The organism is Novosphingobium sp. HII-3, from assembly GCF_002916655.1.
In the GTDB taxonomy this organism is placed as follows: Bacteria; Pseudomonadota; Alphaproteobacteria; order Sphingomonadales; family Sphingomonadaceae; genus Novosphingobium; species Novosphingobium panipatense.
The window spans coordinates 131,045-143,506 of the sequence record NZ_PPSM01000066.1 but is presented as its reverse complement, the minus strand read 5'-3'; the positions used below and the strand labels follow the sequence as shown (position 1 = coordinate 143,506).

The following is a 12,462-nucleotide window of genomic DNA, read 5'->3' as shown; positions in this document are numbered from 1 at the left end:
CTGATAAAGCTCCACTCTCTTCATCCTTCCACCTCCGCACAAAAGCGAAGGTCTAACAGGACTGGCCCTTTTTTATCCCGGTGCTCCGGTCCGGTCCGTGGCCCCTTTTATTCCCGGTGTTCTCAATGCCGGAAATCTGTTCGTCCGTGGCTTCCGTCACGGTGAACGGCTCATAAATACCGGCATTGTTGATGAGGATATCGATCTTCGGATGCGTTCCTGCAGTCTGCGTGAAGGCGGTTCGGACGGAGGCCGGGTCGGACACGTCGCACTCGACCGCCATCGCAGGCGCGCCTAGCTCATCGGCAAGGGCCTGTACCTTGGACAGGGTGCGTCCCAGCAGAATGACCGTCTCACCCTCACTCGCGAAACGCTGCGCAAGCGCCCTGCCGAGGCCGGCACCTGCACCCGTAATGACGATGGTCTTGCCCACGCTTCCTCCACTCCCGCCGCCTGCTGGATGCAGGTCGGTTGCTTCGTCGTCATCATAGCGGCTTGCTGGAATACCGCCTATCGCGACCACGATGGATAAGGCCGACACTTCTGCCTGGCGCTCCGGCGATAAAGCACGATCCCGGGACTTAGCCTGCTGTCTTTACCGGTGAGCGGGAGGCCCTTTTCCTGAAACTAATTCCCAGGCCTGTCGATCTCCAGAATGAGGCGCGTCAGCGTCTGTTCGGCGATCTTCCACCCATCGGGAGTGCGGATGCAGACCTCATGGTAGTGGCCGTAGCCGGTGAGAGCGAAATCGTCCTTGATGACGCGGTCCTGCATCGCCCACACACCGACGGCCCTGTCGCCGTCGATCTCAATCTGTGGCGAGTGGACCTGATGCGCGGTCCTGGCCCCTGCCAGCGAGGTGCGGATCTGATCCACGAAGCGGTCGCGCCCCTGCTCCAGCGTGCCGCCGCTTGCCGTCGTGTCGAGGATGCAGTCATCCGTAAACAAATCGCGCCATCGCTCCCAGTCCTTGGTATCAAGGAATCGGCAGTAAGCGGCTCTCAGGTTGCAGATGGCAAGCCAGTCAGCGAAGTTCGCGGCCTCGGGCATGGTCAGGCGTCAGCCAGCCGCTCGGCCGCGAGCTTCCGCAGTTCTGCCGTCTTGATCTTGGAGCTTCCGGTCGTCTGCAGTTCCTCTTCGTCAACGAACAGGATGGGGCGCGGCAGCTTGTAGCTCGCAAGCTTTTGCCTGGCGAAATCGCGGATCGAGTCCGGATCAGGGCGCATGCCCTCTACAGGAACGATGCACGAGACGACGAGTTCTCCCAGCAGTTCATCGGGGACTCCGACGGTCTGCGACACCTTCACCTCCGGATGCGCTCTGATGACCTCGTCTATTTCCAGCGGAGAGACATTCGCGCCGCCAGTCTTGATGATGTCGTTGAGGCGGCCTTCCCAGAAAAGACGCCCCTGCTCATCGAGATACCCCCCATCCGCCGTGCGCAGGAAACCATCTTCGTCGAGCGTCTCGTCCAACGGGATGCCGAGGTAGCCCAGCATCAACGTGGGGCCTTTCACGGCGATCTCGCCCCGCTCTCCCAGAGGCATGGTCGCGCCGCTCAGCGGGTCAACGATCTTGATCGTCGAGCCTGCCGTTGGAAGGCCGTGGGACTTGCCGGCGATTTCCTCGGGTGTTCCCGAAGCGAACACGGATATGAGCGTAAACGTCTCGGTGTTGCCGTAGGCCTGCCCGGGCTCGACCCATTCGCTGCGGACCGTCGGCTGTCGCGAGATCGGCTGGTTTCTGCAGACATAGACCAGTGACGACAGGTCCACGTCGCGGTAGTTATGCGCAGCTTCAAGCTGCGCCCACTGATGCGGCCATGCCAGCGCCATGTTGGCGCGCTCCTTCTCCATCAGGTCGAGCGCCTCGGCAGCATCGAACCAGCGCTGGAGCACCAGCGTCCCCCCACGAGACAGCGTGCCGCCAAGGGCCATCGTGAAGTTGCCGGACCAGAAGAAGCCGTTTGCAGACCAGGTCCGGGCCGGAAGATCGTCACGGATGGCATACCACTGCGGCCAGCGCCAAAGCTGAAGGCACACCCCGCGGTGAGCGCTAAGGATGCCCTTCGCCTTGCCTGTGGAGCCCGAAGAGAACAGAAGGATGCCGGGGTCCGATGGCGCGACGGCATCGCTTGCGGCCAGGACGAGGCTTTCGGCCACATGCGCGCCGCGTGCGAGAAAGGCTCCGTAACCCTCGATCATGCCAAGTGGCGTCTCGTAGTCGATCATCGCAGCATAACGGAGGAACGGGAACTTCGCCGAAGCCAGTTGGCCGGGCTGCGCCGCAAGCGCCTCTGGCTCGAGGTCGGCCAGCATTTGCGCGAAGTCCTTCTTGAGGACGGTCCGCTCCAACAGGAGCACGGAGACACCGGAGGCCTTGAGAACGACCTCAAGTTCGGTCGGTGTAAAGAAGGTGCTGATCGGCGTCGCGATGCAGCCGGCAAGCGCTGCGCCGAACACGGCGGACAAAAATTCATGCCGATTGGTCATGAGCACGCCAATGCGGGTCCCCTTGGCGGTGCCCAGAGCGATCAGAGATTTGGCTACCTCCATCGAACGCGCGTAGAGCTCATCATAGCTCCAACGAACGACCTTGTCCGGCAGGTGAATCACTGCCGCTTCGCGCGGGCCATACCGCTCGGCGATCTCACGAAGATAACCGCCCAGCGTCAGGGCCCCGATGCCCTGCTCTTCCGAAAGGGGAATGCCGTGGACCACGGACAGTCCGTCCACCACCTTGACCGAACCCGTCATGCCCATCCTCATACTCGAAAAAAGGGCGATCCTGCGCCGCCCCTGTCTTCAGGCGTTCACGTCTACGATGAAGCGGCCCTTGACCTCGCCCGACATGAACTTCCTGGCAGCGTCGACAGCATCGCTCAAACCGATGGTCTGGCCGATGGCTTCCAGGGCGGCAGGGTCGAGGTCCTTCGCCAGCCGCTCCCACGCCTTCAGACGCTTCTTCTTGGGTGCCATGACGCTGTCGATGCCGAGCAGAGCCACGCCGCGCAGAATGAACGGCATCACCGTGGCGGGAAGATCGGCACCCTGCGCGAGGCCACAGGCAGCAACCGCCCCGCCGTACTTCGTCTGGGCGCAAGCGTTCGCAAGCGTGAAGCTGCCGGCAGTGTCGATGACACCGGCCCAGCGTTCCTTTTGCAGGGGCTTGCCCTTCTCCGCCAGTTCGGCGCGATCCATGACAGTTTCGGCGCCAAGGCCCTTGAGGTAATCGACCTCCCCGGGTTTGCCAGTGAGAGCGACCACCGAATAACCAAGCTTCTTGAGGATCGCGATTGCGACGGAACCGACGCCGCCAGTCGCACCGGTCACCAGGATTTCGCCCTTGTCAGGGGTCACGCCCCAATCCACGAGTGCATCGACGCACAGCGCTGCGGTATAGCCGGCAGTGCCGATGGCCATAGCCTGTTCGGGTGTAAAGGCGGAGGGCAGAGGCACCAGCCAGTCACCCTTCAGACGCGCCTTCTGAGCAAGACCGCCCCAGTGGCCCTCGCCGACGCCCCAGCCGTTGAGGACGACCGTATCACCGACTTTCCAATCCGCATGACTGCTGTCCGTCACCGTTCCGACGAGATCGATACCCGGCACCATCGGGAACTTGCGCACCACGGGCGAGCTACCCGTGATCGCCAGGCCATCCTTGAAGTTCAGGGTCGAGTAGGCGACATCGACGGTGACATCACCTTCCGGCAGGGCACTTTCGTCCAACTGCTGAAGGCCGACGGACTGACCATCTTCGGTCTTGTCGATCACGATAGCGGAAAACATGACTTGAGACTCCCTCATCGCCCGCAGGGGGCGAACACGCCTGCCCTGCTGCGGGTTTACCACCCCTTGCGTCAATGGTACGCGAGTATGGCATCGCGGAGGCGAATAAAGGAAGGAGTCAGGGCCGCCCGGCGTCCTCCCCGGCCGCCAGCCGCTCGGCGACCTCTGGAAAGCGCGATGCGTTCATCGAACCGTACATGGAAAGCCGCAGGATCTCGCGGCTGAAGCGCTTCGACAGCGCCTGACGCTCGTCGTCGTCGGCCGCATGGGCCCGTGCGAAGATCGGCCAGAAGAACACGCCGGCAAGGTTGAGGACCGAAAGCACCTCGGCGTCGACGCCGGGCATTGCCAGTCTGGTGTTGGCGAAGCGCTGCAAAGACCCGGAATATTCGCGCCAGAAAGGGTCTTGGCTCGGGTCCGGCGAGGCTAGGACCTGCTGCAGCCAAACACGGCAGATCTCCGGATTGTCCATGGCGAAGCCGCACAGGCGATCCGTGAGATCAGCGGTATCGACTTCCTCCACGCGCCGCTCCCCGACGGTGGCAGGGTCTCCGAAAACGGCGCGGAACAGCTTGTCCGACACCCACTCGATCGTGGCCTCAATCAGCTTCTCGCGCGTTTCGAAATGCTGGTAAGCCGTGCCGCGATTGACGCCCGCAAGATGTGCGACCGCCGAAAGGCTGACCCCCTCCAGACCGTCCTTGGCCAGGAGGTTGCTGGCGGCCTCCAGGATCGTCTCGCGCGTCGCGATCGGATCCCTCACCCGGCGCCTGGTCCTTGCTTCCATCACTGTCCCTTAATACCCGAAAGGCGTTGCCCTATAATGAGGGTAGCACTGAACAGCAATGTTGACCGGGCGCGTGAACCGCCGAGCCTCTCAAGATATCGTGCTCCCGGCACCCCAGCCCCTGACGCGCCAAGGGCCGAAATGCGACGGCGATAGAGGTCAGGCCAGCACCGAAACCTCGCGCAGCACCATCCCGGCGTGCTCTTTTCGGCAGATCAGCAGGTCGGGCATGTAGACGTCCTGCTGGTTGTACACGAGCGGTGATCCATCGATCCGCGACACATGGAGCCCCCATCCAATCGCGATGGCGGCCGGCGCGCAACTATCCCACTCGTACTGACCGCCCGAATGCAGATAGATGTCCGCCTGCCCCAGCAGGATCGCCATCGCCTTGGCGCCCGCCGATCCCATCGGCACCAGTTCTGCGTCAAGCGTTTGGGCAACGCTGGTCGCCTCTTTGGCGGGACGGGTGCGGCTGACCACCATGCGCAGCTTTTCCGGGGCGGGGGGTATCTGGCCGGGCTGATCGGAGCGCAGCACGAGGTCCGCGCCCGGCAGCGCCACGGCGCCCAGAGCCGGAACGCCGTCCACCGCAAGGCCGACGTGAACCGCCCAGTCAGTCCGCTCCTCGCCATACTCACGCGTGCCATCCACCGGATCCACGATCCAGACGCGGCTCTTATCCAGCCGCTCCGGGTTGTCCTTTTCCTCTTCGGAGAGGAGACCGTCCTCGGGACGCTGCTCGCGCAGGGCATGGCACAGGAACTGGTTCGCCGTCTGGTCCCCGGCCTTGCCCAGCGCCTTCCCGCTGAACAGACCGGACTGGCGCACGTTCAGCAGTATCCTGCCCGCTTCTACTGCCAGCTTTGCGGCAAGATCCCCATCATCCAGCGGCATCAGGCGTCTCCCAGGAGTGTGTTGACGATGAGTTCCGCCGCTTCCTCGGGCGAAAGGACAGTCGTGTCGATGCGGACTTCCGGATTGCGCGGCGCCTCGTAGGGGCTGTCGATGCCGGTGAAGTTCTTAAGTTCGCCCGACCGCGCCTTCTTGTAGAGCCCCTTGACGTCGCGCGCTTCGGCAACCTTCAGCGGGGTGTCGATGAACACCTCGATGAACTCGCCGTCTTGCAGCATGCCACGCACCATCTCGCGATCGGCCTGGAACGGTGAGATGAACGCCGTGATGACGATAAGCCCGGCATCGGTCATCAGCTTCGAGACCTCGCCCACGCGGCGGATGTTCTCGATGCGGTCGGCCTCGGTGAACCCGAGATCCTTGTTCAGGCCATGACGTACGTTGTCGCCGTCGAGCAGGAAGGTGTGCCGGTTCATCCGGTGCAGCTTCTTCTCGACGAGATTGGCGATCGTCGACTTGCCCGATCCCGAAAGCCCCGTGAACCACAACACGGCAGGCTTCTGGTTCTTCAGCTTGGCGTGCTGCGTCCGGTCGATGTCAACAGCCTGCCAGTGGACATTCTGCGAACGGCGCAGCGAGAAGTTGAGCATGCCCGCCGCCACGGTGGCGTTCGTCATCTTGTCGATCAGGATGAACCCGCCCAGCGCGCGGTTCTCAGCATAAGGTTCGAAGACGATCGGCTTGTCCGCAGTCACTTCCGCAACGCCGATGGCGTTAAGGTCGAGCGTCTTGGCTGCCATGTGCTCCATGGTGTTGACGTTGACCGTGTACTTGGGCTCCGCGACCGTGGCCGAGACCATCTGCGTGCCCAGCTTCAGCCAGTATGCCCGCCCCGGAATAAGGGCCTCGTCCGCCATCCACACGATGGTGGATTCGAACTGGTCGGCTGTCTGCGGCGGATTGTCCGCTATGGCGATGACGGAGCCGCGCGAGCAGTCGATCTCGTCTTCGAAGCAGACCGTGACCGACTGACCGGCGACCGCCTCCTCAAGGTCGCCGTCGAACGTGACGATGCGGGTGATGCTGCTGGTCTTGCCCGAAGGAAGGACGCGGATCTTGTCCCCCGGCTTCACTGAGCCTGTGGAGATGAGCCCTGAAAACCCCCGAAAATCCAGATTCGGGCGGTTTACCCACTGAACGGGCAGACGGAACGGCTTGTCCGCATCGACGGAGGACAGGACCTCCACCGTCTCCAGATGCTCCACCAGCGTAGGCCCGGCGTACCAGGGCGTGTTGGTCGACAGCGAAGTTATGTTGTCGCCTTTGAAGCCGGAGATCGGCATGGCGGTGAAACTTTCGATGCCGATCGATTTTGCAAATTCGGCATAGTCCTTGACGATACCGTCGAACACGGCCTGATCGTAGTCGACAAGATCCATCTTGTTCACGGCCAGAACGATGTTCTTGATGCCGATCAGATGGCAGAGATACGAATGCCGTCGCGTCTGCACCAGGACACCTTTGCGGGCGTCGATCAGTATCACCGCGAGGTCTGCCGTCGATGCGCCGGTCACCATATTGCGGGTGTACTGCTCGTGGCCAGGGCAGTCGGCGACGATGAACTTGCGCTTTTCGGTGTTGAAGAAGCGGTACGCAACATCGATGGTGATGCCCTGCTCGCGCTCGGCAGCCAAGCCATCGACCAGAAGCGCAAAGTCGATTTCCTGCCCCTGGGTGCCCACCTTCTTGGAATCGGCCGTCAGCGCGTCGAGCTGATCCTCGAAGATCATTTTGGAATCGTAGAGCAGGCGTCCGATCAGGGTCGACTTGCCGTCATCCACGCTGCCGCAGGTGATGAAGCGCAGCATCGTCTTGTGTTCATGCTGGACAAGATATGCGTCAATGTCCTCAGCGATCAGCGTGTCTGTCACGTAGACCGCTTCCCTGGTGTCGATGTCCGCCATCAGAAGTACCCCTGCTGCTTCTTGACTTCCATACCGGCCCCGCCGGCATCCTTGTCGATCGCCCGGCCCTGCCGCTCAGACGTTGTGGTGAGCAGCGTCTCCTGGATCACCTCGGGAAGCGTCTTCGCCTCGCTTTCGACCGCGCCTGTGAGTGGATAGCAGCCGAGGGTGCGGAAGCGGATGGACCGGAGCACGGGTCGCTCATCGGGTTGCAGCGGAAAGCGGTCGTCGTCGACCATGAGCAGCATCCCGTCGCGTTCCACCGTCGGTCGCTTGTCAGCAAAGTAGAGCGGAACGATCGGAATGTCGTTGAGGTGAATGTACTGCCAGATATCGAGCTCGGTCCAGTTGGAGATCGGGAACACCCGGATCGATTCGCCGCGCGCCTTGCGGGCGTTGTAGAGATTCCAGAGTTCGGGCCGCTGGTTCTTGGGATCCCAGCCATGAGAAGAGGTCCGGAACGAGAAAATCCGCTCCTTCGCCCGGCTCTTCTCCTCGTCCCGGCGAGCGCCTCCAAAAGCGGCGTCGAAGCCGTACTTGTCGAGCGCCTGCTTCAAGCCCTCAGTCTTCCACATATCCGTGTGAAGCGCGCCATGGTCGAAGGGATTGATGCCCTGTTCGATCGCTTCCGGATTCTGGTAGACGAGCAGGTCCATCCCGCTCTCCCGCGCCATCTTGTCCCGCAGGTCGTACATCGCCTTGAACTTCCACGTCGTATCGACATGAAGGAGTGGGAACGGCGGTGGCGAAGGATAGAAGGCCTTCCGCGCAAGGTGCAGCATGACGGCACTGTCCTTGCCCACCGAATAGAGCATCACCGGCTTTTCCGCTTCGGCGACAACTTCTCGTATAATGTGGATGGATTCAGCCTCGAGCCGCTCGAGGTGTGTGAGGGTCTTCATCACAGCTCCCTTTGATCGCTCCCTGTTCGGGCAGGCACCTTCATATCAGGCACGAATCACTCTTTGCAGGGATGACTCCGGCGGGAACCTCCCATATGGGAGTGAGACTATGCTGACCTCTTCCGATGAGACTGATCTGTTACTCCCGTTGATCCGGGGGATCGTCGATAGCGCGCAGCTTACCGAGTTCCTCCAGCGCCTGCGCCGCCGTACGGAAGCGGAGCATGTAAGTATCGTGTTGAGGAAGGGCGATGGTCAGCACGGGGGGATCAAAGACTTTCATGCCGGCAAGGATCTGAGGACAGCTCTACGCGGGAGCGATCCTTTCGCCATGCACGCTCTGGAGCGCATCCATTACGACCGGTTGAGGCCGGGCCGGGTCTACAGCGTGGGCGAATTCGTGGACCACGACCCGGTCTTCCGGGCCGAACGCATGGCCAAGATGGCGCGCCTCGGCATTACCGACGAACGCGTGGTGCGCCTTCCGCCCATCGACGGCACCGACGCGTGGCTCATTCTTGCGCGGGCGCGCCCCTGCGAGGCCGCCGACAGCGCCATGCTCTCGTCGCTTGCTCCCTACGTCGAGGCGACGCTGCGCAGCTATGTCCAGCTTGAAGATCACCGCGTGCGGGCCAGCGTCAGTACGCAGGGTCTGGCGCGGAGCGCGACCGCGTGGATCATCTTCGACGCGGAGGCCCGCCTTCTGGCCATGGACCCTCGGCTCGATGCCTGGATACGGACCAATATCGGGTACGCCCCGCGTGTTGGCGAGCGGCTTCGCGATCTTGGAATTCAGGCGGAGCGAGATTTGGCGGCGGCAGCGGCGCTCTTCACCTCCGCTGCGGCACCGGCGCCGCGCGCGGTCCTCCTGCATGAGCATCCGCGTCTGGAGGCGTTGCTCACCACCACCACGGACATGCCCGAACCCTCCATGCTGGCTTTGTGTCGCCTGCCCAACGCGCGCACCCCAGCCAGCGTCGAGCGTCTTTCCAAGGTGTTCGACCTTCCGCCCCGGGAAGCGGAACTCGCGATCGCGCTCAACGAGGGGCTTTCCATCGCCGAAGCGGCCGAACGCATGGGCTTAACCGTGGAGACCGCGCGAAACTATTCCAAGCGGCTCTACACCAAACTGGGCGTCCGGGGGCTGCCCGAACTGGTCCGTCTTGTCTGCGACAGCGTGGCAGTGATGGCCTGATCAGCCCCACAGGGCGTCCGCGGCGGCCAGCGCCTGTTCGCCTCGGCCACCGAGTTCCGCCGTCAGGAGCTTCAGGCGATAGGTCCACAGGTGAAGCGGGTGCTCCAGAGTTATGCCCATGCCACCCAGAAACTGGTGGTAATCGTAACAGACGCGCCGTGCCGCCTCCTGCGCGTGCAGCAACGCAAGCGCTGCGTCGCCCTGCTGGGCCGTGCCGGCCGCCCGAAGAGCCAGCCAGTAGACGCTGTTCGTCAGCACCTGATCTTCTGCGAGACGGTGGCGCATGCCCTGGAACGTCGCGAGCGGGCGGCCAAACTGCTTGCGCTCGGACACATAGGTCACTGTACTTGCGAGCGCCGCGCCGAGCAGGCCCGCAGCCTCCGCTGCCATGGCCACTCGCCACAGTCGCAGCACTTCCGCCGCGTCCACTGTATGTGTCGTGAGCGTTTGGGGCGTCGTTTGAAGGAATGCCACCGGGTAGGCGTAGAGCGTATCCTCCTGTGCGGCGGCGATATGCTCCTCCTCCGCCGTGAAGCTGCGCACGCCGGACGGGCCGATGACGATGACGGTTGCACCGGGCCGCAGGAACCGCAAGGGCGCGCCCATGCGATCTTCCTCGACAAGGCAGATCGGCCGGGGGAGATCGGGGGCGACAAGCGGCCGAACGAAGGTCGACGCCGCCGCTTCCACCGCGAAAGGCAGGCGCGCCAGCTTTTCCACGACGAGCGCGGCTGTGACCGGCCCCAGTTCCTCCACGGCCATCACGTCAAGGAAGCCGTTCTCGATCAGCGCGGCGTCAAGTTCGGCATTTTCCAGCGCCAGGGAGACGTCGTGCAGCGGAACCCCGGCGTATGGCCGGGCGAGACTGTCAATGAAGTCCAGAACCTGCTGCTGGTCTTCGTTGAGCGAAAGCTGCATCAGCGCGATTCCCGTGGCAATTCCAGCACATCGCTGGCAATGATGTTGAGCTGGATTTCGGCGGAACCGGCAGCAACGCCGGCTACGATGCCGCGCTGATGGTGCATCTTGAGGTACGACGATGCCCCTGCGAGCGCTTCGGGCAGGAATTCGATCACGAACTCGCACACCGCTCTTTCGGCCATGACCGTCGCGTAGCGGGCGGAACTGGATTCCGCCCCGATCGCCAGCCCGTCGACACGCTTCTGCACGACGGCGTAGTTCGCCGTCCCCGCAGCCTCGCAAAGGGCAGCGCACCGGGCAGCCTCGATCCGCACGGCTTCGCGGCGGAAACGCTCCTGCCCCTTCAGCATCTGCACCGCCCTGTCGAGAGCGGCCCGGGCGAGGGTGAAGCGCGGGATGCCCAAACGCTCATTGCGGAGCGAATAGGCGACGATCTCCCACGCCTGCCCTTCCTGGCCGAAGCGGGCGGTTTCGGGCACAGTCACATCGTCGAAGAAGACCTCGTGAATGTCCCCCTCTCCGATAAGGGAAGGGATCTGGCGCACCGTGATGCCAGGCGTATCCATCGGGACCAGGATGATGGTGATCCCCTTCTTCCGGTCGTCGCTGGTGCGCGTCAGAAGGAAGCAGGTGTCGGCCAGCCCGGCGTAGCTGGTCCAGATCTTCTGCCCATTGATGACATAGTGTCCGTCCGTCAGCACGGCGCGCGTGCGCAGCGAAGCGAGGTCGGACCCTGCGTCCGGTTCGGAAAAACCCTGGCACCACAGCGATTCCCCGCGCGTGATCGGCTCAAGGTAGCGGGCCTTCTGTTCCGGCGTCCCGTATCTCTCCAGCGTGGGACCGATCCAGTTGACGTTCATATACTGACCGCCGCGCGGCTCGCCGGCGATCCACATCTCCTCGGCGAGGATCTGCTGCTCCCATGGGCCCAGCCCCTCGCCTCCCATCTCGATCGGCCAATGAGGGAAGAGAATGCCTGCCTCGGCCAGCTTCACGCAAAACTCACGGGCGAAAGCGGTCAGCGCGGGAGACGCCGGCCCGTGTTCGGAGAACGTCTCCCAGTCATCCGGCAAGTTGGAAGCAAGGAAGTCCCGGATCTTGTGCCGGAATGCGTCCTGCTCGACAGTCCATTCGAATTGCATCGGGGCCGCGCCCTCCTCTTCTCAGCGCTTGGTTAGGCGCAGGAGGGGTGGCGCCACAACAGGCACCGGGACGCAATCGCGGGTGCGATTGCCGCTGGCCCTACTGGCGCAAAGCGTTGAGGGCAGCGGGTGCCACGTAACGCGTGGTGGAAATGCCGCCGTCCACTGCAATCGTCTGTCCGGTCACGAAACCCGCTTCCTCGGAGGCGAGGAAGGCAACCATGTTGCCGATGTCGGCAGCGGTGCAATCCCGTTGCAGCGGGGTCAGCTCATGGTTGCTACGTCGAAAGACGTCGAGTTCCCAGGACGCGTCGGTCATTTCCGTGCGCACGACTGTCGGCGCGATGTAATTCGACCGTATTCCCCTTGCCCCATATTCCGCAGCAATCGTCTGCATGAGGCCGATCTGACCCGCCTTCACCATGGAGTAGGCGCCGCCACCCGGTGTTCCGTAGATGCCCCAAGTGGATCCGATAAAGAGGATCGAGCTCCCCGCCTCCATCTTCGGCAACGCGGCGCGGCACAGACGAAACGGCGCGCGCAGTGAGATGCCGAGAACCTCGTCGAGCATCCCATCCGTGGTCTGGTCTACGGGACCGAAGTTGAAGGATCCTGCGTTGTTGACGAGCACATCCAGCCGTCCGAACCGGTCTATAGCGGCTTCCACGATACGGTCCGGCGCTTCGTCCGCGATGGCATCCGCCGCGATGAAATCGAAGGCGGCCGTTCCATCCAGTGCCGCCTTGAGGGTGGCCAGCTTCGCGGCATTGCGCCCGGTGCCCATCACCTTCACGCCGCGTGCCCCGAGCGCGCGCACGATCGCTTCTCCGATGCCGCCGGCCGCTCCGGTGACGACCGCTACTTTACCCTTCATGTCTCAACCCTCCCCGTCATCCCGGGACGGGATG

The 12,462-nt window shown here is 63.1% G+C and carries 11 protein-coding genes and 1 pseudogene; 1 reads left to right on the top strand and 11 read right to left on the bottom strand.

All coding sequences use genetic code 11. The annotated features are described in order from the left end of the window. Positions 1-52: 52 nt before the first annotated feature. The 8 genes and pseudogenes from C2R25_RS21100 to cysD all read right to left on the bottom strand — a co-directional run. Positions 53-541 carry an SDR family oxidoreductase gene (locus C2R25_RS21100; RefSeq protein ID WP_233204128.1) on the bottom strand — a complete coding sequence of 163 codons (489 nt, stop codon included), beginning with the start codon at positions 539-541 and terminating at the stop codon, positions 53-55. 86 nt (positions 542-627) lie between these two features. Further along, the gene (locus tag C2R25_RS18045) at positions 628-1,050 is read right to left on the bottom strand and encodes a nuclear transport factor 2 family protein (protein ID WP_103730493.1); all 423 of its coding nucleotides are present in this window, start codon (positions 1,048-1,050) and stop codon (positions 628-630) included. A 2-nt stretch (positions 1,051-1,052) separates the two neighbouring features. After that, positions 1,053-2,756, bottom strand: a complete 1,704-nt coding sequence (locus tag C2R25_RS18040; protein WP_199183869.1) for a class I adenylate-forming enzyme family protein — start codon at positions 2,754-2,756, stop codon at positions 1,053-1,055. A 48-nt stretch (positions 2,757-2,804) separates the two neighbouring features. Further along, entirely contained in the window at positions 2,805-3,788 is a 984-nt protein-coding gene (locus C2R25_RS18035) for an MDR family oxidoreductase (RefSeq protein ID WP_103730492.1), read from the bottom strand. A 118-nt stretch (positions 3,789-3,906) separates the two neighbouring features. Then, positions 3,907-4,575, bottom strand: coding sequence for a TetR/AcrR family transcriptional regulator (locus C2R25_RS18030; RefSeq protein WP_103730491.1), 669 nt, complete (start codon positions 4,573-4,575; stop codon positions 3,907-3,909). A gap of 159 nt (positions 4,576-4,734) precedes the next feature. After that, complete coding sequence (locus C2R25_RS18025; protein WP_103730490.1) at positions 4,735-5,472, bottom strand: 3'(2'),5'-bisphosphate nucleotidase CysQ; 738 nt, start codon at positions 5,470-5,472, stop codon at positions 4,735-4,737. Then, the gene (gene cysN / locus C2R25_RS18020; protein WP_103730489.1) at positions 5,472-7,394 is read right to left on the bottom strand and encodes a sulfate adenylyltransferase subunit CysN; all 1,923 of its coding nucleotides are present in this window, start codon (positions 7,392-7,394) and stop codon (positions 5,472-5,474) included. The genes C2R25_RS18025 and cysN overlap by 1 nt, the downstream gene beginning before the upstream one ends. Continuing rightward, positions 7,394-8,302 (bottom strand): annotated as a pseudogene (gene cysD, locus C2R25_RS18015) (sulfate adenylyltransferase subunit CysD); the annotation flags it as partial. The pseudogene cysD and the gene cysN, both read right to left, overlap by 1 nt. 103 nt (positions 8,303-8,405) lie before the next feature. Here cysD and C2R25_RS18010 point away from each other — a divergent pair. Next, the gene (locus C2R25_RS18010) at positions 8,406-9,491 is read left to right on the top strand and encodes a helix-turn-helix transcriptional regulator (protein ID WP_103730487.1); all 1,086 of its coding nucleotides are present in this window, start codon (positions 8,406-8,408) and stop codon (positions 9,489-9,491) included. Here C2R25_RS18010 and C2R25_RS18005 read toward each other — a convergent pair whose 3' ends face one another. The 3 genes from C2R25_RS18005 to C2R25_RS17995 all read right to left on the bottom strand — a co-directional run bounded on the left by C2R25_RS18005 (position 9,492) and on the right by C2R25_RS17995 (position 12,428). Further along, positions 9,492-10,409: an acyl-CoA dehydrogenase family protein gene (locus C2R25_RS18005; protein WP_103730486.1), complete on the bottom strand. Its 918-nt coding sequence runs from the start codon at positions 10,407-10,409 to the stop codon at positions 9,492-9,494. It abuts the gene before it with no gap. Then, positions 10,409-11,554, bottom strand: a complete 1,146-nt coding sequence (locus C2R25_RS18000) for an acyl-CoA dehydrogenase family protein (RefSeq protein WP_103730485.1) — start codon at positions 11,552-11,554, stop codon at positions 10,409-10,411. Before C2R25_RS18000 ends, C2R25_RS18005 begins: the two co-directional genes overlap by 1 nt. Positions 11,555-11,654: 100 nt before the next feature. After that, the gene (locus C2R25_RS17995) at positions 11,655-12,428 is read right to left on the bottom strand and encodes an SDR family NAD(P)-dependent oxidoreductase (RefSeq protein WP_103730484.1); all 774 of its coding nucleotides are present in this window, start codon (positions 12,426-12,428) and stop codon (positions 11,655-11,657) included. Positions 12,429-12,462 lie beyond the last annotated feature (34 nt).

Excerpts from the sequence above, each read along its gene's own strand:
- C2R25_RS18045 (WP_103730493.1), bottom strand. The coding sequence starts at position 1,050 with ATGCCCGAGGCCGCGAACTTCGCTGACTGGCTTGCCATCTGCAACCTG.
- C2R25_RS18040 (WP_199183869.1), bottom strand. The coding sequence starts at position 2,756 with ATGACGGGTTCGGTCAAGGTGGTGGACGGACTGTCCGTGGTCCACGGC.
- C2R25_RS18035 (WP_103730492.1), bottom strand. The coding sequence starts at position 3,788 with ATGTTTTCCGCTATCGTGATCGACAAGACCGAAGATGGTCAGTCCGTC.
- C2R25_RS18030 (WP_103730491.1), bottom strand. The coding sequence starts at position 4,575 with ATGGAAGCAAGGACCAGGCGCCGGGTGAGGGATCCGATCGCGACGCGC.
- C2R25_RS18025 (WP_103730490.1), bottom strand. The coding sequence starts at position 5,472 with ATGCCGCTGGATGATGGGGATCTTGCCGCAAAGCTGGCAGTAGAAGCG.
- cysN (WP_103730489.1), bottom strand. The coding sequence starts at position 7,394 with ATGGCGGACATCGACACCAGGGAAGCGGTCTACGTGACAGACACGCTG.
- C2R25_RS18010 (WP_103730487.1), top strand. The coding sequence starts at position 8,406 with ATGCTGACCTCTTCCGATGAGACTGATCTGTTACTCCCGTTGATCCGG.
- C2R25_RS18005 (WP_103730486.1), bottom strand. The coding sequence starts at position 10,409 with ATGCAGCTTTCGCTCAACGAAGACCAGCAGCAGGTTCTGGACTTCATT.
- C2R25_RS18000 (WP_103730485.1), bottom strand. The coding sequence starts at position 11,554 with ATGCAATTCGAATGGACTGTCGAGCAGGACGCATTCCGGCACAAGATC.
- C2R25_RS17995 (WP_103730484.1), bottom strand. The coding sequence starts at position 12,428 with ATGAAGGGTAAAGTAGCGGTCGTCACCGGAGCGGCCGGCGGCATCGGA.